The organism is Streptomyces sp. NPDC058335 (assembly GCF_042723915.1).
Taxonomy (GTDB): Bacteria; Actinomycetota; Actinomycetes; order Streptomycetales; family Streptomycetaceae; genus Streptomyces.
Genome location: NZ_JBHXHX010000017.1, coordinates 88,935 through 112,275, shown reverse-complemented (window position 1 = coordinate 112,275; position 23,341 = coordinate 88,935). Strand labels below are relative to the sequence as shown.

The following is a 23,341-nucleotide window of genomic DNA, read 5'->3' as shown; positions in this document are numbered from 1 at the left end:
TGGATCATGCCGACCGGGCGCGGGCCAGCGCGGCCGACAGCGCCTGGTGGATCTCGTCGGGGAGCCAGCGGCAGTGGGCGCCCTGCACCACGTACTCGGCGACCTCGCGAAGTTTGGTGTTGGTGCGCTGGGAGATCTCCAGCAGAACCTGCCAGCCCTGCTCGGGACGCAGTCGGCCCACGGCGACGACCACCCCGATCGCCTGGTCGACCACGGCGTGGGAGGCGACGGCCTGCCGCAGCTGGGCCACCTCCTGCCGCAAGGCGGCGACACGCGCCTCGACGTCCTCCTCCACAGCCATGCCCCGCTCCACTGTCCTTCTCTCTCCTCGCCAAGGGCCGGCGAAGCAGCAGGCCCCGCCGGTGTCGATGTGCCGTCCCCGTCCAGCCTGCACAGAAAGGACCGGTACGGCCGCACGCAGGACGAACAACATCGCCGGGGCCGATCCGGAAAACGAATGCGCAACGGGATGCGGGGAAAGTGTGCGGAGCGGACGGACGTCGGTCCGGCGACCGCCCGGCCCGCGGAACGCGGGGCCGCCCGACCCACCGGACGAAGGTTTCATGGAGACGCTGTTCTTCGACAGTGACGACCTCGGCCTGACCGAGGACTTCCTCAGCCGGGCCTACGCCGGCATGCACATCGGCAGCAGCGACCCGAGGGCCGGCCGGGCGCGCATCAGCCGTGCCGCGATGCCCTCGGTGAGCGTCGACGAGCTCGACGTCGGCTTCGAGATGACCTACTCCGTCACCCCGCTGGGCCGGATCTGTCTGTGCCTCGTCCACGAGGGCACCATCCAGGACCACACCTTCGACGGTGTCCAGGACGCCTTCGGGCCGGGCGACGTGGTGTCCTTGGCCCCGCCGGAGCTGCCGTACTCGGGTCGGATCTGCAACGCCCGCTACAACATCACCATGCTCGACACCGACCTGCTCGCCCAGGTGGCCGCCGGCGCCCCGGGCCGCGGGCCGGGACCGGTCCGGCTGACCGGTCACCGGCCGCACTCCCCGGCCGCGGCCCGTCAGCTGCGGCAGACCGTCGGCTATGTCCGTGACCATGTGCTGGCCGCGCCCGGCCTCGCCGACCAGCCGCTCGTCGCCTCCACCGCCGCCCAGCACCTGGCGGCGGGAGTGCTCGCCGCGTTCCCCAACACGGCGCTCACCGATCCCACCGCGACCGACCGCAACGACGCCCGGCCGGCCACGCTGCGCCGCGCGCTGGCCTACATCGACGACCACGCCGGCGAACCGATCACGGTCGCCGACATCGCCGCGGCCGCGCATGTCACCGTGCGGGCCGTCCAGTACGCGTTCCGCCGGCACCTCGACACCACACCGCTGGCGCAGCTGCGCCGGGTCCGGCTCGCCCACGCCCACGACGACCTGCGGGCCGCGGACCCGCTCGACGGCACCACGGTCACCGACGTCGCGGCCCGCTGGGGCTTCTTCCATCCCGGCCGCTTCGCCACCCTGTACCGCTCGGCGTACGGCCACCCGCCGCACCGCACGCTGGCTGGTTGACCGGGGTTCGACCAGCGGTCGGGGCGTCGACGATGTTCCCCTGCTCGTCGAGGGTGTGGGTGCTCCAGTAGGTGTCCCACTTGTCGCCGACGTGCTCTGCGACCTTCCCCTCCGGGTGGCGTGCGTAGCCCGCCGGGGGCGCCTCGCCGTTCGGGACACAGTCGCCGCCCGTGCTGCCCACCGTCGGCACCGGGTACTCGCCGCCACCACAGATCGCCTCCTCGATCTGGAAGGAGCAGCCGGTCAGGACCGCGGCGGTCACCCCGGCCGGCACGAAGGCCCAGACCGATCTCGTGGTCCCGCGGCGGGTGGCGGACGGGTGCTGCACCCGGTGGCTCGTCTGCACGGCCGGCTCCTGCTCGGCTTCTCGACGGCTCGTCGATGGTCTCGACGACTCGACTTCTCGGCGGCTGACACGACCAGCCTGCGCGAGCCGAGCGGATCGCTCATGTGTTCGACTACTCAGGTGCGCGGGCGCGACCACCCGACTTCACGGGCTCGTCAGGTCAGTGCCGCGCGGGCGGCCAGCCGGGGAGCGCGGTGGGTCAGCGCGGCGGCGGACAGGCCGATCAGCGCGCCGGCGGCGACGTCCGAGGGGTAGTGGGCACCGGTGTAGACCCGTTCGCCCGCCACCATCACCGCCGGCACCGCGCAGAGCGCGCCGGCCAGGGGCCAGACCCCGGCGACGGCGGCGGTGAAGCCGACGGCGGCCGCCGTGTGCCCGGAGGGGAACGAGGAGGAGTCGGGCCGGTCTTGGACCTGCTCGTGCGAGACCCACTCCTGCGGCGGCCTGCGCCGCTCCCAGAGGTGCTTGACCAGGCCGTTGGACACCGCCTCCGCCACGGCCATGCTGACCACTCCCGCCGCGGCGGCCCGGCGTCCCCGCCACCCGCCGGCCGTCGCCATCAGGAAGGCGGCGCCGCACCAGAGCTTGGTGTGCTGCGCCGCCTCCTCCACCGCCGGCAGCGCCCGCCGCGCGCCAGCCGACCGCCATGACGCCACCCGCCTGGTGAGCCGCCGGTCGCCGTCCCTGAGATCCGCCCAAACCCTCATGGCCTGCGACTTCCCCTCCCTGCCGGGTCCCTAACGGGGAGATCACCGGGCGTCTCTCACGTCATACGGCGCTGATCCTCCTCGCTCCAGGCGCGGGTGTCCCGGGGCGCCACGTACGGTTCCTCGTCCGGCGGCAGTCCGCCCGCGACGGCCCGCTGACGGGCCAGCTCCGCGTCGAACTCCAGGCCGAGCAGGATGGCGATGTTGCTGATCCACAGCCACACCAGGAACACGATGACGCCGGCGAGCGTGCCGTAGGTCTTGTTGTACGAGCCGAAGTTGGCCACGTAGAAGGCGAAGCCTGCCGAGGCGATCAGCCAGATCACCAGGGCCAGCACGCTGCCCGGGGTGATCCACCGGAAACCGCGGCCCTTCACGTTGGGGGTCGCCCAGTACAGCAGCGCGATCATGATGGTGACCAGGACGACCAGGACCGGCCACTTGGCGATCGACCACACCGTCAGGGCGGTGTCGCCGATGCCGAGCGCCGTGCCGGCCCGGCGTGCGAGGTCACCGGTGAACACCACGATCAGGGCACTGATCACGGCCAGCACCAGCAGCAGCACCGTCACGCCGACGCGGACCGGCAGCACCTTCCACACGGGCCGGCCCTCCGGCACGTCGTACACGGCGTTCGCGCTGCGGATGAAGGCGGCGACATAGCCGGAGGCCGACCACACGGCCAGCACGATGCCGACCAGCGCCATGATCGAGCCGATCCCACCGCGGCCCTGGAGCTGGGTGACCGCGTCGCTGAGGATGTCCCGGGCCGACCCCGGGGCGAGTTTCTGGATGTTCTCCAGGATCTCGTCGGTCGCCGACTTGCCGGCGAGGCCCAGCAGTGACACCAGGACCAGCAGGGCGGGGAACAGCGACAGCACCCCGTAGTAGGTGAGGGCGGCGGCGCGATCGGTGAGTTCGTCGTCCTTGAACTCCTTGATCGTGCCCTTCAGAACCGCCAGCCAGGAACGCTTGGGCAGCCCGCTCGGTCCATCCGGCTCCCGACGCTCCACCTGCTCGTCCGGTCGGTTTCTCGATGTCCGTGCCATAGCGACGGAGTAACCCCGGCGGACCGTTCCATGCGCCTTTTCGGAGACCTCGGCCACAGCCGGTACAGGTTGGCGCCGGCTGGGGGTAACAGTGCCTCTGTGTGTGTCTCGTGCGCAGTTCTCGGGTGGGCCACGGCCCCGCGCGCCGGCTCCCGGTTCCGGGAGGTGCCGGTGCCGCCGCTGACGCGGTCCGCCGGTCAGGCCGTACGGCTGCCGGAATCCGGCACCCCGTCGCGGGACCGGGCCGCCGCCGCGTCGCAGAACGCGTCGAGCCCCTCCAGCAGCGCGACCCGCTTCCCCGCGGGCATCCCGGCCAGCACCGCCCGCAGCTCCGCCTCCCGGCGCTTCCGGAGGTCGGCGAGGAAGGCCCGCCCCCGGCCGCTGAGGCGCAGCCGCAGCTCACGCCGGTCGGAGGGGCTCACCACCCGTTCCACGAACCCGGCCGCCTGGAGCCGGTCGCACAGCCGGCTGGTCGACGGAGGGGTCGAGGCCAGCGCGTCGGCGAGGGTCCGCAGGTTGATGCCCTCCTGGTGCTCCAGGACGAACAGCACGCGCAGCTGGGACGCGGACGCGGGTGCCGTCGAGGCCCGTCCCCACAGCACTTCCAGCAGTTCCGCGGCCGTCGCTGTCACCCGTGCGACCTCGTCGGGGTCCGGGCGATGGCGGAAGGCAGTCACGGTCACACTTTCGCAGGCACTGGGACGACCGCCAGCGTACTAGCGGCTCCCCCGGCGCCTCAGAACCTTTCGAAGCCGCGGCGCCGTCCGAGCGCCCGCGGGACACCCGGCCGGCAGTCCGGCCACAGAGCGAAGGATCGGTGTAACTCCCATCGTGGTATCTCCCGTCACGAACAGATTCGCCACCGCCGAACGCGCCCTGCGGACGGCGGCACCGCACGAGCTGGTGGACGCCGTCCGCCGGGCCCTCGTCGAGCAGTACGCGGCGGTCGCCGTCGAGCTGCTCATGGCCGACTACGGCCTCACCGTGCTGCAACCGGTCTGCGGCCCGCACGGCCGGGAGGCCCTGTCGGTGTACGACAGCGTGGCCGGGCGGGCGTTCGGCGCGCAGGAGCCGTACGTCGAGCCGGCCGGCGGCGGGCGGGTGCGGGCGCATCTGCCGGTCACGGTGCGCGGCGACCGGCTCGGGGTGCTGTCGGTGACGCTGCCCGGGGACGGCGAGGTGCCCGAGGTGCTGGGCGAGCTGACGGAGGTCGCCCAGGTGCTCGGGCACGAGGTGGTGGTGGCCGACCGGGCCACCGACCTGTACCTCCGGGCCCGGCGCAGGGACCGGCTCACCCTGGCCGCCGAGATGCAGTGGCAGCTCCTCCCGGCCCGCTCGTGCACCGGCCCCGAGTACGCGCTCGGCGCCCAACTGGAGCCCGCCTACGCCGTCCACGGCGACAACTTCGACTGGTCCGCGACGGCCGACCGCCTCACCCTGTACGTCAGCAACGGCATGGGCGAGGGCACGGAAGCGGCCCTGCTGACGAACCTCGCGGTCAACGCGCTGCGCAACGCCCGGCGGGCCGGCCTCCCCATCGCCGACCAGGCCGCGCTGGCCGACCAGGCGGTGCACGCCCACTACGGCGGCCGCAGCTATCTGTCGGTGCTGATGCTGGACGTCGAACTCGCCACGGGGCGGGCCGAGGTGGTGGACGCCGGCTCGCCCCGACTGCTGCGGCTGCGCGCGGGCACCGTCGAACGGGTCGACTTCGAGGCCCAGTTGCCGTTGGGCATGTTCGAGGAGACCGACTATGCGGCGCAGCCGTTCCGGGTGGAGCCCGGTGACCGGCTGGTCTTCGTCAGCGACGGCGTCCACGCGGTCGCCTCGCCCGGCGGAGAGGCGTACGGGGACGCCGCCCTGGCGCGGGCGATCTCCTCGACCCGGCTGCTGCCGGCGGCCGAGGTCCCACGGGCCGTGCTGCGCGAACTGACGGGCCACCGCGCCGGATCCGTGCCGGCGGACGACGCGCTGGTGGTGTGCCTGGACTGGCACGGCCGCTGACCGGAGCGCGTACGGCCCCGGCGCGGCGGGTGCGGGGGCGGGAGATCCACCGTGACGCCTGTGGCGTCAGCCCTCGACGCCGGTGGCGTCGTGTGCCGCGCCGACCGGCTTGGACTCCGGTGAGCCCCGCTGGCGCAGGTAGATCGACAGCACCGCCATGGAGGCGACGGCCAGGAGTTCGGACTGCCAGTTCTGGAGCGTGCGGTTCCAGAAGTCGGCGGCACCGAGGTAGTCGGCCCAGCTCATCGGGGCCTGCAACCGGCGCAGCCGCTGCTCGTTGTAGGCGGCCACCCCGGTGATCGACTGCACCAGCCAGGACAGCACGAAGATGGTGCCCATGACCAGCAGCAGGGAGTGCGAGTACACCGTGCGCCGCCAGCCGGAGGCCGCCGCCCACCTGGGCGAGGTCTTCACCGCGTGCTCGCCCACCATCTGGTCCTTGTCGGACTCGGTGCCGGACTTGCCGGGTTCCTTGGACTCCGGGGAACCGCGCTGGAGCAGCCAGACGGTCACCCCGATGAAGAGGAAGAACTGGAGGTACTCCGACTGCCAGTTCTCCGCCACGTCGACCGCGAAGTCGGACGAGGTGACATAGGCGAGGAAGCCGACGGGCTGGAGCTGGTCGGCCGCCATCTGGTTGTTGAAGTCGGCCTGTCCGGCGAACGCCTGCCCGACCACGGTCAGCAGGAACGCGAGGGTGAAGAACAGCCCCAGCCCGTTGTCCTTGACGAAGGCCCGGAAGCTGCCGCGTTCGGTGGGACGGGCTTCGGTGGCGTCCCCGCTCATCGCTGCATCAGTCCCAGCGTGGCGAGGTAGGCGAGGCCGACCCCGACGATCAGCAGGATGGTGACGAACATGGTTCTCACGGGCTCACCCACCTTTGACCTGGCACTGGTACGGGGTGCCGGGGCGAGGTGTGCAGCCGGCGGCCACGACCTTCCATCCGGCGGAGAAGTGGGAGAGGAACAGGGTGTCCTCGGCCAGTACCGCCCGCGCCTGGTTGCCGTACACGTCCACCACGCGCACGGCGCCGCCCGGCTTCAGGGACTCCTCGCCGAGCGCCTGTGCGCACGGGGCGCCGGCCGACTGCTCCAGTTCCTCGACGGTCGCCGGAGCCAGGCCCCTGCACACGCGCGCGTAGTCGCGCGCGCCGAGCGCCTTCTCGAAGGCGACCGTGGCGGCGCGTACGTCGTCGCGCCGTTCCGACACCGCGCCGCACCCACTGAGGGCGACGGCGATCACGATGACGACCGCAGTGCCACGCAGCCGTCCGGCCATCCGCCCCACCTCCACGCCCACGCCCACGACCTGCCCCGGCATTAGACAGCACGGGTGCGCTCCTGGACGGATTCCACGCCCGGGATTCGCCCTGTCGATTCAGAGGTGATGCGTGGGCGTCACCGGCCGTCTGGCATTCTGGCGCCGTGCAGCAGCCCGCCTCCGTCACCCCCGACGCCCCCGACCCCGTCGGGATGCCCTTGCTGACCCAGCAGTGGCTCGACCTCTGCTTCGTCCACTGGGCGGTGGCGCCGGAGACAGTGGCGGGGCTCCTGCCACCGGGCACCGTTCCCGACGTCCACGAGGGGTCGACGTACGTCGGTCTCGTCGCCTTCCGGATGCACCGGGTGGGCTGGCTGCGACTGCCCGGGGTGCCGTATCTCGGGTCGTTCCCGGAGACCAACGTGCGGCTGTACTCGGCGGACGGGCACGGGCGGCGCGGGGTGGTGTTCCGGTCGATGGACGCGGCGCGGCTGATCCCGGTGGTGATGGGGCGCGTCGGCTTCCGGCTGCCGTATCTGTGGTCGCGGATGCGGGTGCGCGCGGACGGCGACACCGTCGCGTACACGAGTTCGCGCCGGTGGCCGGGGCCACGCGGTGCGTCGAGCCGGATCGTGGTGCGCCGGGGCGAGCGCATCGAGGAGCCCACGGAGCTGGAGCATTTCCTCACCGCCCGCTGGGGGATGCACAACGCGTTCTTCGGCGGCGCCGCCTATCTGCCCAACGACCATCCGCGATGGCCCCTGCACCGGGCGGAGCTGCTCGTCTGCGACGAGGATCTGGTCGCCGCGGCCGGACTGCCGGCGCCTCGGGAGGCGCCGGTCAGTGTCCTGTACTCGCCGGGCGTACCCGTGCGCCTGGGCCGCCCGGCACGCCCGGCCGGAATCCCGACCCCCTGACGCCCGTCACGGCCGCGTCGCCGCCCCCAGACGTGCCGTGGTCTCCATCAGCGAGACGGTGAAGGGGTGTCGGGGAGATGTCAGAATCCGCTCCGCCGGTCCCTGTTCGACCAGTTCGCCCGCTTCCAGTACGGCGATGCGGTGGGCGAGGCGTGCGGTGTCCAGGTCGTGGGTGATGAGGACGAGGGCGAGGTCGTCACCGTCGCTCAGGAGGCCGGCCAGGAGGTCGAGGATGCCGCGCCGGGTGACCGTGTCGAGGCCGGAGGTGATCTCGTCGCAGATCAGGACGCGGGGCCGGGCGAGCAGGGCGCGGGCGAGGGCGGCCCGCTGGAGTTCGCCGCCGGAGAGGGCGCCGGGCGGACGGTGGGCCAGCTCCTCCGGCAGGCCCAGGCGGGCCAGGGTTGCCGTCGCCTCGTCGGTCGCCGCCTGTTCGCCTGCGCCGCGCAGCCGGACCGCCGTGCGGGCGACCTGCGCGAGGACGGGACGGAACTCGTCGAACGCGGCGCGGGCGTCCTGGAACACGTACTGCACGGCGGCGAGCCGGTCCCGGTCGCGGCGTCGCAGGCTGCGCGGGAGGGCCGTCCCGTCGAGCAGGATCTCGCCGGTGTGGTCGCGGTGCAGCCCGGCCAGGCAGCGGGCGAGGGTGGTCTTGCCGCTGCCCGACCGGCCGACGACGGCCAGGCATTCCCCGGCGCCCAGGGTGAGGTGCGGGGCGCGCAGCACCGTGGTGGTGCCGTGTACGGCGGTCAGGTCGCGGACTGTCAGCACGGGCCGGGCGGCGTCGGGGCCGGTGTCCCCCGGTGGGTCGGCCCGGTGTTCGTCGAGGAGCCGGCGGGTCCACTCGTGCCGGGGCGCCAGCCACAGCCGTTCGGCCGGGCCTGACTCCACGACCCGGCCCGCGCGCATCACCAGGACCTCGTCGGCGAGGGCGCGCACCACGTCCAGGTCGTGGCTGAGCAGGACGACCGCGATGCCGCCGGCCGCGACCGCCGCCAGCTGGTCGACGATCCGGCTCTTGGTCAACGCGTCCTGTCCGGTGGTGGGTTCGTCGGCGACGACGACACGGGCGCCGAGCAGCAGGGCCTGGGCGAGGACGACCCGCTGCTGCTGGCCACCGGAGAGCTGATGCGGATAACGGCGCAACAGGGCCGCCCCGTCGGCGAGCTGGGCGTCGTCCAGGGCGCGCAGGACCAGTTGGCGGGCGGCCGTGCGGCGTTCGGCGCGTGGCAGGTGACGTACCTGGGGGCGGGCGATGTCGTGGAGGAGGGCGCTGACGCGGCGGGCCGGGTTGAGGACGGCGGCGGGCTGCTGGGGCACGTAGCCGACCGGCCCGTCACCGGGGCGGCGCACCTCCCCCGTGACGCGGGCGCCGGGCGGGTACTCCCCCAGCAGCGCGAGGCCGGTCGTGGTCTTGCCGCTGCCTGAGGCCCCGACCAGGGCGGTCACCCGGCCGGGCGGCACGCGCAGGTTCACCCCGTCGACGATGGCCCTTCCGTCGATCTCGACGCGCAGATCGCGGATCTCCGCCGCGAGGGCGGTCTCGCCGGTCTTCGGCGCCGGCTGGTGGCTCACGGACGTCGTCCCTTCCGTCGCGGGTTCTTCTCCAGGGCGGCGTCGAAGACGAGGTTCGTGCCCGTCGTCAGGGCCACGATCAGCAGGGCGGGCACCACGACCGCCCAGGGCTGCACGAACAGTCCGGTGCGGTTGCGGTCGACCATGACCGCCCAGTCGGCGGCGTCCGGCGCGACGCCCACGCCGAGGAAGGCGGCCGTGGACACCAGGTACAGCACGCCGGTCAGCCGGATCCCGGCGTCGGCGGCGAGGGTGCGCAGGGTGGCCCGGCCGACGTAGCCCACGGCGATGCGCCACCAGGTCTCGCCCTGCATGCGCAGCGCCTCGACCGCCGGACGGGCCGCGGCCTCGCCGGCCGCCGCGCGCACGATCCGGGCCGCGTCGGGCACGTTCACCATCGCGACGAGCAGGGCGAGCCCGGTCGCGCCCGGCGAGAACACGGACGCCACGAGCAGGATCAGCAGCAGCGACGGTACGGCGAGCAGCACGTCCAGCGGCCGCATCAGCAGCTCCTCCAGACGCCGTACGTGGGTGAGCGCGGCGGTCAGTCCCACCGGCAGCGCGACCAGGTAGGCCAGGGCGGTCGCGGCGAGGGCGGTCAGCACGACCGTACGGCCGCCGTGCAGGACCTGCCGCCAGACGTCCCGGCCGACGAAGTCGGTGCCGAGCAGCGGGTGGCCTTCGCCGAGGGCGAAGGACAGGGAGCGGGGGCCGGGTTCGCCGGCGAACAGGGGGCCCAGGAGGGCGAGGCCGAGCGGGACGGCGACGACCGCGAGGCCGAGGGCGAAGCGGCTGCGGGTCACGCGGCCACCTCCGAGCGGGGCGTCAGCCGGTGCGCCACCAGGTCCGCGCCCAGGTTGAGGACGACGGTCAGCACCCCGAAGACCACGGCCAGCCCCTGCACCACCGGTACGTCCCGTTCGGCGACGGCATTGAGCAGGACCGTGCCGAGGCCCGGGATGACGAACAGCGCCTCCACGACGATGACCCCGCACAGCAGCCAGTCGGCGGTACGGGCCAGTTGCTGGACGGCCGGGGCGAGGGCGTTGGGCAGGGCGTGGGCGTAGCGGACGCGGGCGCCGGGGACGCCGCACCGGCGGGCGTGGGCGGCGTAGGGCGCGGCGAGGGCGTCCACCATGCCGGCCCGGACCAGGCGGGACAGCGAACAGACCGGCCGGGAGAGGAGGACGAGCACCGGCAGGACCAGGGCGGCCGGATGGGCGAGCAGGTCGGAGCCGTAGCCGACGGCGGTCGGCGGCAGCCAGGCCAGCTTCAGCGCGACGACCGTCACCAGCAGCACCCCGAGGGCGAACTCGGGGACCGCGTACACCGCGAGGGTGACGGAACTGACCAGCCGGTCCACCAGTCGCCCCTCGTGGCGGGCGGCGAGCACGCCCAGGCCGAGACCGAGCGGGACGAGCAGCGCCAGGGTGAGGGAGGCCAGCAGCAGCGTGGGTCCGAAACCGTCGCCGAGGTACTGGGACACCGGGCGGCCGGAGGCCAGGGAGGTGCCGAAGTCGCCGTGCGTCAGACCCGCGGCCCAGTCCGCGAGCCGCTCGTACGCGGGCCGGTCGAGGTCCATCGCCTCGCGGATGGCGGCGATGCGCGCCGGGTCGGGCTGGTCGCCTGCGAGGGCGACGGCCGCGTCGCCCGGCAGCGCCTCGGTGAGCGCGAAGACCAGCAGCACGACGGCCACGGTCTGTGCGACACCCAGGAGCAGCCGCCGGGCGACGAACGAGCGCAGGCCACTCGTCCTCAGGCTCTCCGTCACGCCAGCCAGACCTTGTCGAAGCGGGCCCAGTCGAGCGTGTTGGCGGGCGCCTCGGTCTCGACCCCCTTCACGGTGCGGGCCGTTCCGATGATCCAGTCGGCGAACCCCCAGATCAGGAAACCGCCCTCGGCGTACAGGCGGCGCTGCATGCGCTCGTAGACCGCCGCTCGTTCGGTCTTGTCGCGGGTGGCCTGCGCCTGCTGGTAGAGGGCGTCGAAGTCCTTGTGCTTCCACTTGGTGGCGTTGGTGGTGGAGTCGGTGAGCAGGCGCTGCGAGATGTGCGCCTCGATGGGCATGGCGCCGGAGCGATAGCAGCACAGGGAGCCGTTGTCGAGGATGTCGCTCCAGTAGGAGTCCTTGCTGCCCACCTTCACGTCGACGGTGACCCCTGCCTGGGCGGCCTGGTCGCGGAAGATGCCGGCGGCCTCCGTGAATCCGGCGGCGACGGCCGAGGTGTCCAGGGTGACCTTCAGTTTCTCGGCGCCGGCCTGCTTCAGCAGGGCACGGGCCCTGTCGAGGTCCTGGGCGCGCTGCGGGAGGCCGTCGGCGTAGTACTCGTAGCCCTTGCCGAACAGGTCGTTGCCGACGACGCCCGCGCCGGACAGGGCGCCGTCGACGAGTTCCTGGCGGTCGGCGATGAGGAAGAACGCCTCGCGCACCCGCTTGTCGTCGAAGGGAGCGCGGTCGGTCTTCATGCAGAAGGCCTGCATGGAGCTGCCCCGCAGCCGCACGATCTCGATCTGGCCCTTGCCCTCGTGGGCGCGGGCGGTCGTCGGGGCGAGCTCGTGGGCGTACTCGATCTGGCCCCCGAGGAGGGCGTTCACGCGGGCCGACTCCTCGTTGACGACGACGAGTTCCAGCTCGTCGAGATGCGGGGCGCCGTCCCAGTAGGCGTCGTTGCGGCGGAAGACGGCGGAGCGGCCCGGCGCGAAGGAGACGAACCGGAAGGGCCCGGAGCCGATCGGCTTCCTGTCGAAGTCGGTGGCGTTCTCGGGGACGATGTACGCGCCGAACGCGGCGAGCACGTTGGGGAACTCGGCCGTCGGCCGCTTGAGCACGAACTCGATGACCCGGTCGCCGGTGGCGCGGCTCGCGTCGAGGTCGATGGGTTCCAGGGACGCCTTCGCGCGGTAGGCCTGCTTCGGGTCGGCGATACGGCGGTAGCTGTACAGGACGTCCTTGGCGGTGACCGGCCTGCCGTCGTGGAAGGTGGCCCGGCGCAGGGTGACCTTCCAGCGGGCGAGGGTCTTGTCGGGCTCCCATGACGCGGCGAGGCGGGGTCGTGCCGAGAGGTCGGCGCCGTAGTCGGCGAGCTTGTCGTAGAGGGCCTTGGCGCGGGCGGCGTCGCCGAACAGGTTGGCCAGGTGCGGGTCGAGGGTCTCGCTCGCGCCGCCGCCGGCGAACGCGGCGCGCAGCCGCCCGCCCTTGGCGGGCTTGCCGTCACCGCTGCCGGCCGGGTCGTCGCCGGTGCCGCTGCCGCTGCCGCAGCCGACGAGGGCGAGGGCGGCGGCCCCGGTGCCGGCGGCGAGGAAGCCGCGTCGGCGCAGCCCGGAGAAACGTTCGTCATGCATGGCTGTTCCTTGGAATGAAGTGGAGCCGAGTGGAGCGGAGCGTTGGCGGGTCAGGGGGTGGTGTTCAGGCGGGCCACGAGGTGCAGGCGGTCCCCGTCGGCCGTGGTGCCGGGCGATTCGCCCTCCCGCCATGGGGGTTGGGTGCGCGGGCCGGGGCCGTCGTGCAGTTCGAGGACCTCGAATCCGTGCGCGGCGAGGAAGTGCCGCAGTTCCTGCGGGAACAGCAGCCGCCAGGCGGAGTGCTGTTCGACCGGTGGTGTGCCGTCGTCGGCGGTCCATACGCGGATTCGGCGCAGGAGTTGGGCGTCTCGGTCGACGAACAGGTTGGTGGCGGAGCGGTAGTTGACGTCCCGCCAGGTGAAGGAGTCGACCTTCGGGGTGTCCAGGAGGTCCGTACGACCCAGGAAATAGGCCCCGTTGCGCATCTCCGCGACCAGCAGCCCGCCGGGCGTGAGGGCGTGGCGGCAGGAGGCGAGGAAGCCGTCGAGCTGGTCGTTGGTGTGGCAGTACAGCAGGGAGCTGTCCAGGCAGACCACCGCGTCGAAGGCGGCCCGGCCCAGGTCGAAGCCGTGCAGGTCGGCCCGGAGGTAGGCAGGTCCGGGATGGTGGGCGCGGGCGTGGCCGAGCATCGCCTCGGAGAGGTCGGCGCCGGTCACCGTACGGCCGGCCCGGTGCAGGTGGGCGGCGTCGCGGCCGGTGCCGCAGCCCATGTCGAGGACGCGCGGGCCGGCTCCGTGACGGCGCAGCCGGTCCTCGGCCCAGCGTCCGGCGAGCCGGTCGGGGTCGGGGAAACGGGCCTCGTAGAGGGCGGGGTTGTCGGTGAGCAGGTTTCCGCCGGTGTGGACCGTCACGCGTTGCTCCTCTCGTCGGCCTGAGCGGCGGACGCGGCGGACGCCCCCGAAGCGGCCGGGGCGGCCTGGCCCGTCAGGTCAGCCGGGCCGGCCGGGCCGGGCACCGGGGTTCCGGGCAGCGCTCCCCGCCGGTGCAGCCACGCCACCCCGGCCGCCGACGCGAGCCCGAACACCACGCAGCACATCCACGGCAGCCACTCGGCACCGATCCGCTCGCCCGTGTCCATCGCCCAGCCGACGACCGTGTTGCCGATGGCGGCGGCGACGCCCGAGACGACGTAGAAGATCCCGAAGTAGGTGCCGGTCAGCCCGGGGCGGCCGAAGCCGGGGATGAGTTCCATGACGAACGGCGAGGCGATCATGACGCCGAGATGCAGCAGCAGGGCGCCGAGCAGCACGGGCACGGCGGCCATCCATCCCTCGGACGACGATCCGGCCACCGCCGCCGGGGGCAGGAACGCCAGGCCCATCAGGGTGAGTCCGGTGGCTATCCAACGGGCCCGGTGGCCGCGGGACTTGAGGACCCGGGTGACGCGCAGCTGGAGCGCCAGGTTGGCGAGCGTGCCGACGAGGAAGACGAGGCCTGCCGCGCCGTCCCAGCCGGTGGCCCGCCGGGCGCCGTCGGGCAGCAGCAGGTAGAGCTGGTTCTCCAGGGTGAACATGCCGACCATGGCGAGGGCGAAGCCGAGGAAGGCCCGGTTGCCGGCCACCTCGCGCCAGTCCGCGAGGACGCTCCCCTGGCTGGGCGGCACCTTCCGGGCGGGCAGCACCAGCGCCTGCGCCACGGTGAGGACGGCGAAGATGCCGGCGGCGGTCAGCGCGGAGGCGCGGAAGTCGACGAGGAGGAGGACGCTGCCCAGCAGCGGGCCGATCAGGGCGCCGGTGGTGGCGAACACGTTGAACAGGGCGAACGCCTCCGCCTTGCGCTCTCCGGCCTCCTGGGAGAGGTAGGTGCGCACGGCCGGGTTGAACAGGGCGCCCGCGAGTCCGCTCAGCACCGACGCGGCGAGCAGCACGGGCAGCCCGTCGCCCAGCGCGAACAGCGCGAACCCGACCGTCCGCAGGGCGCACCCGGCGATGATCACGCCGCGCGCGCCGAGCCGGTCGGCCGCGGAGCCGCCGATGAGGAACAGGCCCTGCTGGCTGAGGTTGCGCACGCCGAGGACGATGCCGACGACGGCCGCCGACATGCCCAGGTTCTCGCCGAGGTGGACGGCGAGGTAGGGGATGAGGAGATAGAAGCCGGTGTTGACGCCGAGCTGGTTGACCAGCAGCAGCCGGACGGCGACCGGGAAGCCGCGTATCTCACGCCAGGTCCGCATGCGTCACCCCCAGTCCCGGCCGGTCGCTCGCGCGGACGAGGCCGTCGGCGCCGCCGATGCCGCTCCACGGGTCGTCGGCGAGGAGCAGGTGTCCGTCGAGGTCGGTCCAGCGGGCGCGGTCGGCGAGGTGGACGGCGGGCGCGAGGCCCAGGCTGCTGGCGGTGAGGCAGCCGAGCATCAGCGCGGTGCCGCTGCCCTCGACGGCCTCGGCGATGCGCAGGGCCGCGTGGACGCCGCCGCACTTGGCGAGCTTGACGTTGACGCCGTGCACGCGTCCGGCGAGGCGGCGGGCGTCCTCCAGGCCGACGGCGTCCTCGTCGGCGATGACGGGCAGCGGTGACCGCTCGGCGAGGGCGGCCAGCGTCTCCGGGTCGCCGGGGGCGAGGGGCTGTTCGACGGCCTCGACGCCGAGTTCGGCGTAGCGGGGGAGGAGTTTCTCGGCCTGACGGAGCGTCCAGGCCCCGTTGGGATCCAGGAGCACACGCACTCCGGGGGCCGCGTCGCGCACGACGCGGACGCGTTCCACGTCGTCCTCGGGGTCGGGGCTGCCCGCCTTCACCTTCAGGACCTGGAAGCCGCTCGCGGCGAGCCGGCGGGCCTCCGCCGCCGCATGGGTGAGCGAGATGATGCCGAGGGTGCGGGCGGTGGCGGCCACGGGGGGCGCGGGCGCGCCGAGGAGCCGGTGGACGGGAGCGTTCGCGCGCTTGCCCACGAGGTCGAGGAGCGCGGCCTCGACGGCGGCGGTCACGGCCGGCGGCGAGAGGGGTCCGTCCTCGCGCAGGGCTTCCAGGGCGCTCTCCGGATCCGCGAAGCGGCCCAGGTCGACGTCGGCGAGGAGGCGTTGCAGCGTGTCGGTGTCGAGGCCGTAGTACACGCTGGTGACGGCCTCGCCATGGCCGCACAGTCCGTCGTGCTCGACGGTCAGCCACACGGCGTCGCGGGCGGCCATGGTGGAACGGGAGATGCGCAGCGGCTCGGCGAGGACGAGGCGTACGGTGCGCAGGCGGGTCTTCACCGGTTCGCCTCCCCGCCTCGGAGGGCGCCGAGCGGGTCGGTGACCCGGGTGCAGCGCGCCCAGCCGGTCGCCTCGGCGGTGTGCGGGTGCGGTATCTCCACGGGCCGGGTGGCCGCGGTGGCGGGGTCGACGCCGTGCGCGGCGGTGAAGTCGTCGTCGTAGACGGTGCCGAGGTAGCGGTGCGGGCCGTCGGGGAAGACGGTCGCGACGACCGCGCCGGGGTGCACACGGGCCGCCCAGGCGGAGACACGGGCGACCGCGCCGGTGCTCCAGCCACCGGTGACGAAGCTGCCGCGGGCGAGTCTGCGGCAGCTGTCGACGGCCTCGGCGGGGCCGATCCAGTGGACCTCGTCGAAGGCGTCGTAGGCCACGTTGCGCGGGTGGATGCTGCTGCCGAGGCCGCGCATCAGGCGGGGGCGGGCGGGCTGGCCGAAGATGGTGGAGCCGGTGGCGTCGACGCCGATCAGCCGCAGCGCGGGCCAGTGGCGGCGCAGCGGTCCGACGACGCCGGCGCTGTGGCCGCCGGTGCCGACGCTGCACACCAGGATGTCCAGGTGGTCGAGCTGGGTGGCGAGTTCGGCGGCGAGGGAGGCGTAACCGGCGGTGTTGTCGGGGTTGTTGTACTGGTCGGGCCAGTAGGCGCCGGGGAGTTCGGCGAGGAGTTCGCGGAGGCGGGCGAGGCGGGCGGCCTGCCAGCCGCCCTGGAGCGCGGGGCGGTCGGCGATCTCCAGGCGGACGCCGTGGGCGCGCAGCAACTGCCGCATCGACGGTTCCAGTTCACGGTCGCCGACCAGCACGACCGGATGGCCGAGGGCCTGCCCGGCGAAGGCCAGGCCGATGCCGAGGGTGCCCGAGGTGGACTCCACCACGGGGGCGCCGGGCCGCAGTTCGCCGCGTTCGCGGGCGCCGAGCAGCATGGACACCGCGGCCCGTGCCTTCATCCCGCCGGCCGAGAGCGCCTCGAGCTTGGCCCAGAACCCGGGGTGGGCGCCGGGCAGGTCGGCGGTGACACGCACCACGGGCGTACGGCCGAGGAGCGCGAGGAGTTCGCGGCGGGCGTCGGGGAGAACGGCGGTCGTGGTCATCGCACGCCTCCCGGACAGCCGTAGCGGTGGACGGTTCCTGGTCCGCCGTCGAGCCAGAAGAAGGGGTAGGGCTCGGCGCACACGGCGCTCACCCCGTGGCCGAGGAGGCGGGGCAGCACGGCGCTGCCGGTCTGGGCGAACGCGACCAGTTGTTTGCCGTGCGTCTGCGCGTGCCGGCGCAGGGGTTCGAAGGTTCCGTTGCCGAGGGTCATACCGGAGACGAGCAGGGCGTCGCAGCGGTCGGCGGCGGCGAGCGCGTCGGTGAGGACCGGCTCGCCCCACTCGGTGGTGCCGCCCTTGAGGTCGCTCGGCAGGTAGCGGAGTCCGCGGGAACGGAGCGCTTCGAGGAGGGAGTTGACGACGCCCACGACGAGGACCGTCGCCCCGGCGGGCAGGTCGAGCAGTTCGACGACGGCGCGGGCGCGGGCGCGGGACTTCTCCAGCGAGGACCCGGCGGGCAGCGGGACCGGAAGGGCGCCGTGCTCGGGAATGTGCGGGGTGACGTGCAGGAGGTAGGCGTCGAGCGCCGCGACCCGCACCGGCAGCAGAGGGTGCTCCAGGAGCCCGGCCACGTCGGCGCCGACGCAGTCGTCGAGCGCGCTGTCCGGCAGTTCCCCGGGTTCGACGGCGCAGGAACCGACGGCCTCGGCGAGGCGCAGGCTGAGCACCTCGTTGCGGTAGCCGGTGCCGCGCCCGTCGTGGCGTACGGCCTGCCGGGTGGTGAAGGCGACGGCGATCCGCCGCGTGGCCGGGTCGGGGCCGAGGGCGCCGGCCCGGACGCGGTCGACGAGATCGTCGTAGGCGTGGAAGGTCGCGGTGGTCATCGGACGACCAGTCCCGCGCGCAGCCCGGACAGCAGGTCCTCGACGCGGGCGCGGGCGCCGGGGCCGCCGGTGTCCGCGGTCATGACGTGCCCCAGGTACTCGTTGTTGCTGCCCGCCGCCTTCACCGCCCGGCCGGGTTCGGCGAGTTCCACCTCCAGCACGCCGTCCGCGTCCCGTACGCCGCTTCCGTCGAGCGCCTCCAGGGTGCCGGCGCGCTCCGGGACGAGGAAGCCGATCGCGGCGCTGCGCACCCCGGTGTCGGTGCGCCGCAGGTCGGGCGCGCGGCCGAGGGCGACGTCCACGAAGGCGGCGGCGAGGTCGACGCCGGTGACATGGCGGACCAGCTCGGTGATGCGGTTTCCGGCCGGGCGGGGGTTGACCTCGACGACGCGCGGTCCGGCGGAGGTCAGCTTGATCTCGGTGTGCGCCACGACCCCGTCGGTCAGGCCGAGGGCCTTGAGCGCGCTCAGCGCGGTCTGTTCGGCGGCCTCGGTGTCGGCGGGCGTCAGGTCGGCGGGGAACATGTGGCCGGTCTCGATGAAGGCGGGTGCCCCGCCGACGCTCTTGTCGGTCACACCGACCACATGGACCGCGCCCGCGTGCGACACCGTCTCGACGCTCACCTCGGGCCCGTCCAGCAGTTCCTCCAGCAGGACGGCGGGCGACCGGCGCTGCCCGCGCGCGTTCACCGGGAATCCAGCCATCGCCCGTACGGCGTCGGCGAGTTGGCGTTCGTCGTCCACGCGGCGCACGTACATGCCGGCGCACAGGTCGACCGGCTTGGCGACCAGCGGGTAACCGATCTCCCGCGCGGACCGGGCGAGGTCGGCCCACTCCTCGTGCAGGGCGAAGCGGGGGCCGGGCACCGCGGCCTCGCCGAGGACGCGGCGGGTGGCGTCCTTGCGGCAGGCGTTCCCGACCGCTTCGGGGCCGGGGCCGGGCAGGCCGAGGCGGTCGGCGATCAGGGCCACGGCCGGCAGGTAGTAGTCGCAGGAGGTGAGGACGCCGTCGAAGCCCAGCGCCGCGTGCAGCCGCTCTGCTTCGGGGAGCAGGGTGTCGACGTCGTTGGTGTCCGCCGTGACGACGTTGCGGGCGCCGAGCAGCGGGTGTGCCGTCCCTTCGGGGGCCGACCGCAGGTAGTGGTGCAGGTCGCGGGTGAGGAAGGTGAACGTGTGCCCGCCCTCCCCGATCGCCCGGGGCAGCAGCCTGCTCATCGATCCGACCCAGCTCTCGACCATCAGCAGATGAGCCACAATTCCCCTTTTCGAGCCGCGAGTTCGGGCGCGCCAGGGCAGCCCGGCGAACCCTCGCCGGAAGCGAGGATGCCGGGCTGCGCGCATCCACACGCTAGCGATAACCATTTTCATTTTCCAGCCCCTGTCGCACTCCGTTCCGTTCCGGAGGACCGCATGCCGGAGGGCCGGGACGAAGCCGTCCCGGCCCTCCGCACCGCCACCGCTCCGGTCAGCAGGTGCGCCCGGTGTAGTAGGCGCCCTGGATCTCACCGGCGGAGCCCAGCCAGGTCTTGCCGGGCGCGACGCACCGCTCGTAGTCGGGCGCCCACGCCACCTCCACCTTGACGATCACGCGCGAGCCGTCGGAGGTGCAGTGGTTGTAGTAGGCGTCGGAGCCGGTCTCGTAGAAGCCGCAGGGGTCCGCGGCGGCGGGGCTCGCGGTGACGGCGGTCACCGCACCCAGGGACGCGAGAACGAGAGCGGCGGAACCGAGGGTGCTGAGCACCGTACGAGGAAAACGCACAGCGGAACTCCTTGAGGAAGAGTCATGGAAAGGCCTGCGCCAGCATCACCGGGCGCTCCCCCGCCGGGTCGGACGTCGCACCCGTTTCACCCAGCGAATCGATTCGTCGCTGGGCCGAAGGGGTGATCCCGCCGCACGTCGGGCATGATCGGGCGAACGGGGGGATCGGTACCCGCCGCCTCTGTCAGCCGTGCATCGGCGCCCGTAGACTGACAAGTCACCGAAGTTCGGGCGCTGTTGATGGGGGAGGACAGCCATGTCCGGGGATCCGTACGGCATGCAGGACCACAGTTTCCACGTGCCACCCATGCCGTCGGGGCCGCCGCCGGCCCCGCCCGCGCCGCCGGACGGCGCGCGGGCCGTCGCGGTCGCGGTGCTCAACCTCAGCGGCCTGGGGCTCGGGTACGCGCTGCTGCGCCGCTGGGTGCTCATGCTGCTGTGCTGGACCGCCACCGCCGTGCTGCTCCTCGTGGCGCTGCCGGCCGACCCGGACGGCGTCCCGGTGGCGGCCCTCCTGCTGTACGCCGTGTTCCTCGCCGGGGCCGCGGCGCACGGCGCGCTCGTCGGCCTGCGCTCCCGCACGGCCATCCTCCGACGGGCGCCCGTCGCCCTGCTGCTGGGTCTGGTCCTGCTCGCCGTACCGGCCGGTGGTGTCGTCCTGTACGACGACGCGCGCAAGGAGGCGACGGAGCAGATGCTCCTCGACCGGCTCGACGAGGCCGACAAGCTGGTCACCGCGTCCGGCAAGAAGGAGTTCGGCAGCGGCCAGGCCGGCTACCGCGAGGCGCTGAAGGCCTACGAGGACCTCAGATCCGACCACCCCGACTCGCGGGCGGCCGAGCGGGTGCCGACCCGGATGAAGACCTTCTACACCACGATCGCCGCCCCCTACGAGGACGCCGACTACTGCACGGCCATAGCGCCCCTCACCTATCTGCGCACCGTCCCCGAGGACATGCCGTCCACGGACCTCGGGAGCCTGGAGAAGTGGCCCGACGACCGGCTGGCCACGTCCCTGTACGAGTGCGCCTCGCGGGGCCTCGCCTCCGACCAGTCCACCTGGGCGGCACAGTTCGGCGAGCTGCTGACCACCTTCCCCGACTCCGACCAGGCCGCCAAGGTCCAGCCGGCCGTGGCCGCCGCCGTCACCCGCGAGGTCAAGGGCCTCTCCGGAGCCGAACCCTGCACGGCGGTCGAGCGGCTGAACGACCTCGGCTCCCGCATCGCGGACCTGCCGGGAGACGAGGCGGGCATCGAGGCCGCCCTCACCGCGGACGCCGGGCGCGCCACGAGCAGCGCCGACGCGGGCACGTACACCTGCGGGGTGGACCAGTACCGGGACGGTGACTTCGAGGCCGCGCAGAAGACGATGAACGAGTACGTCTCGGCGCACAGGACGGCCAAGAACGCGGCCCGCGCGAAGAAGATCGCGATCGGGGCGGAGATCGCCCAGACCCTGCCCGCCGCGGGCAAGACCCTGCCCACGACCCGGTCCGGCGGCAGCATCTCCGTCACGGTGAAGAACGACAGCCCCGACGAGGTCACCGTCCTCTACACCGGTCCGGTGACGGGCAGCCTCACCCTCAAGGGCTGCGGCAGCTGCAAGGCATACTCCCTGTCCAGCACCCTCAACCCCTCGTTCGAGCCGTGCAGCGGCAGCAAGAGCTACCCGCAGCGCACGATCAGCCTGCCGCCCGGCACCACCTACTTCGTGCACAAGTCGACCTCGGACTCCATCTCCACCCCGGCCACGGACACCGCGAAGCTGGAGTCCGGCTACATCTACACCGAGTGCGCCTACACGACGAGGTCTCTGGGTTCGGGCATCTGAGAGGCCCGAACCAGCCCTGAGGGCCGTCGCCGCTGCCGGTCCGTGCTCCATGGCTCACCGGCGCGTGCGGCGGCCCTCGCGCGCGCCAGGACCCCAGCCGCGGCGGCCGCTCCGGCTGCGCAGGGTCAGGTGGGTGAAGCCTGAGCCGCCGTTCGTCGTGTGGGGCATGCATGAGAGTCCCGGCCGTCCCGGCCGCACCGGCCGAGTCGGCGGACACGACGTGCTGGAGACACATCATGAACCAAAGAACCGACCAACCGGGCGGCGCGATCCACAGGGTCCCCGTCCTGATCGTCGGCGGCTCCCTCGTGGGCCTGTCGACCTCACTGTTCCTGGGCCGTCTGGGGGTACGGCACACCCTGGTGGAGCGCCATTCCGGCACCTCCCGCCACCCCCGCGGACGCGGCAACAACGTCCGCACGATGGAGCTGTTCCGGGTGGCCGGCGTCGAGCCGGCGATCCATCGGGCCGCGGCCACCCTGGCCGACAACCACGGCATCCTCCAGGCCCGCGACCTGGTCGGCGACCCGGGTGAGTGGCTGGTCAAGGACATCGACCCGGGCGGCGGGTTGGCCCGCTTCAGCCCGAGTTCCTGGTGCCTGTGCAGCCAGAACGACCTGGAGCCGGTCCTGCTCGACCACGCCACCGGGCTTGGCGGCGACCTGCGGTACTCCACCGAACTGCTGTCGTTCGACACCGACTCCGACGGTGTCACCGCGATCGTCAAGAGCCGGGACACGGGCGAGCACACCAAGATCCGCGCCGACTACCTGGTCGCCGCCGACGGCCCCCGCAGCCCCGTCCGCGAGCAGCTCGGCATCGGCCAGAGCGGCCCCGGCGAGCTGTTCAGCAATGTCAGCATCACCTTCCGGTCCCGCCTCCTCGCCGACGTGGTGGGCGAGCGCCGGTTCATCGTCTGCTACCTCACCGGTCCCGACGGCGACGGTGCGCTGCTGCCCGTGGACAACCGGGAGAACTGGGTCTTCCACGCCCCCTGGCACCCCGAACGCGGGGAGACGCTGGAGGACTTCACCGACGAGCGCTGCGCGGAGCACATCCGCCGTGCGGTCGGCCGGGCGGACCTGGACATCGAGATCACCGGGCGGGCGCCCTGGCACGCCGCCCAGCGGGTGGCCCGCGGCTACCGCTCGGGCCGCGTCCTGCTCGCCGGGGACTCGGCCCACGAGATGTCCCCCACCGGGGCCTTCGGCTCCAACACCGGCATCCAGGACGCGCACAACCTGGCGTGGAAGCTGGCGGCGGTGCTCGGGGGCTGGGCGGGACACGGACTGCTGGACTCCTACGACCTCGAACGCCGCCCGGTGGCGGAGGCGACCAGTGCCCGCGCCGCCGTCCGGTCGGCCGAGCACAGCCACCCCGGCTTCGCCCCGCCGGCGGGCGGGGGCGGTGGTGCGCCCGGAGGCGGGCCGCAGCGCGGCATCCTCAACGTGGCCCTCGGCTACCGCTACCCGCAGGGCGCCGTCGTCGGCACCGACCCCACCTCGCCGGTCGTGCCGGAGAAACTCGGCCTGAACGGCGACCCCGGCACCCGGGCGCCCCACCTGTGGGTCCGCCACGAGGGCAGGCGGCTGTCCACGCTCGACCTGTACGAGCGGTCCCTGGTCCTGCTGAGCGACGGCGACGCCGGAGCGGACGCCGACGGGCCGAGCGGATGGCACGAGGCCGCCGTCCGCCTCGCCGGTGAACTGTCCGTCCCCCTGGTGTCGTACCGCGTGGGAGCGGGACCGGACGCCGAATTGGTGCCCGAGGACGGCGCGGACTGGCGGGAGCGCCACGGCACGGCGCACGGCGGAGCCGTCCTGGTGCGGCCCGACGGGTTCGTCGCCTGGCGCTCACCCGGCCCGGTCCCGGAGGCCGAAGGCGTGCTGCGGCGGGTCCTGACCACGGTGCTGGCGCTGACCTGACCTGACCGGTCGT

At 73.4% G+C, this 23,341-nt stretch carries 22 protein-coding genes and 1 pseudogene; 5 read left to right on the top strand and 18 right to left on the bottom strand.

The genetic code is table 11. The features are described from left to right. Window positions 1–4 precede the first annotated feature (4 nt). Entirely contained in the window at window positions 5–301 is a 297-nt protein-coding gene (locus tag ACFWJX_RS29865; protein ID WP_383249209.1) for an ANTAR domain-containing protein, read from the bottom strand. A gap of 262 nt (window positions 302–563) precedes the next feature. Between ACFWJX_RS29865 and ACFWJX_RS29860 the strand changes: the two genes are divergently transcribed. Further along, window positions 564–1,520 (top strand): helix-turn-helix transcriptional regulator, encoded by a 957-nt coding sequence (locus tag ACFWJX_RS29860; RefSeq protein WP_383249207.1) that lies wholly within the window; start codon window positions 564–566, stop codon window positions 1,518–1,520. A 10-nt stretch (window positions 1,521–1,530) separates the two neighbouring features. Here ACFWJX_RS29860 and ACFWJX_RS29855 read toward each other — a convergent pair. From ACFWJX_RS29855 to ACFWJX_RS29840, 4 genes and pseudogenes are all read right to left on the bottom strand, one after another. Further along, window positions 1,531–1,866 (bottom strand): annotated as a pseudogene (locus tag ACFWJX_RS29855) (SCO0607 family lipoprotein); the annotation flags it as partial. Window positions 1,867–2,021: 155 nt separating this feature from the next. Beyond that, window positions 2,022–2,573, bottom strand: coding sequence for a phosphatase PAP2 family protein (locus tag ACFWJX_RS29850; RefSeq protein ID WP_383249205.1), 552 nt, complete (start codon window positions 2,571–2,573; stop codon window positions 2,022–2,024). A gap of 56 nt (window positions 2,574–2,629) precedes the next feature. Continuing rightward, window positions 2,630–3,622 carry a YihY/virulence factor BrkB family protein gene (locus ACFWJX_RS29845; RefSeq protein ID WP_383249203.1) on the bottom strand — a complete coding sequence of 331 codons (993 nt, stop codon included), beginning with the start codon at window positions 3,620–3,622 and terminating at the stop codon, window positions 2,630–2,632. A 197-nt stretch (window positions 3,623–3,819) separates the two neighbouring features. Next, a complete protein-coding gene (locus ACFWJX_RS29840; protein WP_383249201.1) occupies window positions 3,820–4,305 on the bottom strand; it encodes a MarR family winged helix-turn-helix transcriptional regulator in 486 nt (161 codons plus the stop codon). Between the two features lie 148 nt (window positions 4,306–4,453). On the opposite strand from ACFWJX_RS29840, the gene ACFWJX_RS29835 reads away from it, so the two are divergent. Further along, window positions 4,454–5,626, top strand: coding sequence for a PP2C family protein-serine/threonine phosphatase (locus ACFWJX_RS29835; protein ID WP_383249199.1), 1,173 nt, complete (start codon window positions 4,454–4,456; stop codon window positions 5,624–5,626). A gap of 66 nt (window positions 5,627–5,692) precedes the next feature. Here the strand turns inward: ACFWJX_RS29835 and ACFWJX_RS29830 are convergent, their stop codons facing one another. Both ACFWJX_RS29830 and ACFWJX_RS29825 read right to left on the bottom strand, forming a co-directional pair. Continuing rightward, the gene (locus ACFWJX_RS29830; RefSeq protein ID WP_383249198.1) at window positions 5,693–6,412 is read right to left on the bottom strand and encodes a DUF6766 family protein; all 720 of its coding nucleotides are present in this window, start codon (window positions 6,410–6,412) and stop codon (window positions 5,693–5,695) included. An 84-nt stretch (window positions 6,413–6,496) separates the two neighbouring features. Beyond that, entirely contained in the window at window positions 6,497–6,904 is a 408-nt protein-coding gene (locus ACFWJX_RS29825; RefSeq protein WP_383249196.1) for a hypothetical protein, read from the bottom strand. Between the two features lie 146 nt (window positions 6,905–7,050). On the opposite strand from ACFWJX_RS29825, the gene ACFWJX_RS29820 reads away from it, so the two are divergent. Continuing rightward, window positions 7,051–7,803, top strand: coding sequence for a YqjF family protein (locus ACFWJX_RS29820; protein ID WP_383249194.1), 753 nt, complete (start codon window positions 7,051–7,053; stop codon window positions 7,801–7,803). A gap of 6 nt (window positions 7,804–7,809) precedes the next feature. Here the strand turns inward: ACFWJX_RS29820 and ACFWJX_RS29815 are convergent, their stop codons facing one another. The 11 genes from ACFWJX_RS29815 to ACFWJX_RS29765 form a co-directional block, all read right to left on the bottom strand. Then, window positions 7,810–9,375 (bottom strand): ABC transporter ATP-binding protein, encoded by a 1,566-nt coding sequence (locus ACFWJX_RS29815; RefSeq protein ID WP_383249192.1) that lies wholly within the window; start codon window positions 9,373–9,375, stop codon window positions 7,810–7,812. Continuing rightward, a complete protein-coding gene (locus tag ACFWJX_RS29810) occupies window positions 9,372–10,178 on the bottom strand; it encodes an ABC transporter permease (RefSeq protein WP_383249190.1) in 807 nt (268 codons plus the stop codon). The genes ACFWJX_RS29815 and ACFWJX_RS29810 overlap by 4 nt, the downstream gene beginning before the upstream one ends. Next, window positions 10,175–11,134 carry an ABC transporter permease gene (locus ACFWJX_RS29805; protein WP_383249358.1) on the bottom strand — a complete coding sequence of 320 codons (960 nt, stop codon included), beginning with the start codon at window positions 11,132–11,134 and terminating at the stop codon, window positions 10,175–10,177. The genes ACFWJX_RS29810 and ACFWJX_RS29805 overlap by 4 nt, the downstream gene beginning before the upstream one ends. 8 nt (window positions 11,135–11,142) lie before the next feature. Then, entirely contained in the window at window positions 11,143–12,717 is a 1,575-nt protein-coding gene (locus ACFWJX_RS29800; protein WP_383249188.1) for an ABC transporter substrate-binding protein, read from the bottom strand. A 50-nt stretch (window positions 12,718–12,767) separates the two neighbouring features. Continuing rightward, window positions 12,768–13,568, bottom strand: coding sequence for a class I SAM-dependent methyltransferase (locus tag ACFWJX_RS29795; RefSeq protein WP_383249186.1), 801 nt, complete (start codon window positions 13,566–13,568; stop codon window positions 12,768–12,770). Next, window positions 13,565–14,890 (bottom strand): MFS transporter, encoded by a 1,326-nt coding sequence (locus ACFWJX_RS29790; RefSeq protein ID WP_383249184.1) that lies wholly within the window; start codon window positions 14,888–14,890, stop codon window positions 13,565–13,567. Before ACFWJX_RS29790 ends, ACFWJX_RS29795 begins: the two co-directional genes overlap by 4 nt. Beyond that, a complete protein-coding gene (locus ACFWJX_RS29785; RefSeq protein WP_383249182.1) occupies window positions 14,874–15,905 on the bottom strand; it encodes a mandelate racemase/muconate lactonizing enzyme family protein in 1,032 nt (343 codons plus the stop codon). Before ACFWJX_RS29785 ends, ACFWJX_RS29790 begins: the two co-directional genes overlap by 17 nt. After that, window positions 15,902–16,990: a PLP-dependent cysteine synthase family protein gene (locus ACFWJX_RS29780; RefSeq protein ID WP_383249180.1), complete on the bottom strand. Its 1,089-nt coding sequence runs from the start codon at window positions 16,988–16,990 to the stop codon at window positions 15,902–15,904. Before ACFWJX_RS29780 ends, ACFWJX_RS29785 begins: the two co-directional genes overlap by 4 nt. Then, on the bottom strand, window positions 16,987–17,814 hold the full coding sequence (locus ACFWJX_RS29775; RefSeq protein ID WP_383249178.1) for a Rossmann-like domain-containing protein: 828 nt from the start codon (window positions 17,812–17,814) through the stop codon (window positions 16,987–16,989). Before ACFWJX_RS29775 ends, ACFWJX_RS29780 begins: the two co-directional genes overlap by 4 nt. Continuing rightward, window positions 17,811–19,067, bottom strand: a complete 1,257-nt coding sequence (locus ACFWJX_RS29770) for an ATP-grasp domain-containing protein (protein WP_383249176.1) — start codon at window positions 19,065–19,067, stop codon at window positions 17,811–17,813. The genes ACFWJX_RS29775 and ACFWJX_RS29770 overlap by 4 nt, the downstream gene beginning before the upstream one ends. A 211-nt stretch (window positions 19,068–19,278) precedes the next feature. Next, complete coding sequence (locus tag ACFWJX_RS29765) at window positions 19,279–19,554, bottom strand: DUF6355 family natural product biosynthesis protein (protein WP_383249356.1); 276 nt, start codon at window positions 19,552–19,554, stop codon at window positions 19,279–19,281. 274 nt (window positions 19,555–19,828) lie between these two features. Here ACFWJX_RS29765 and ACFWJX_RS29760 point away from each other — a divergent pair, with 274 nt between their 5' ends. Together ACFWJX_RS29760 and ACFWJX_RS29755 are read left to right on the top strand one after the other, a co-directional pair. Continuing rightward, window positions 19,829–21,403, top strand: a complete 1,575-nt coding sequence (locus ACFWJX_RS29760; RefSeq protein ID WP_383249174.1) for a hypothetical protein — start codon at window positions 19,829–19,831, stop codon at window positions 21,401–21,403. Window positions 21,404–21,639: 236 nt separating this feature from the next. Beyond that, window positions 21,640–23,328, top strand: a complete 1,689-nt coding sequence (locus ACFWJX_RS29755) for an FAD-dependent oxidoreductase (protein WP_383249173.1) — start codon at window positions 21,640–21,642, stop codon at window positions 23,326–23,328. Window positions 23,329–23,341: the final 13 nt, after the last annotated feature.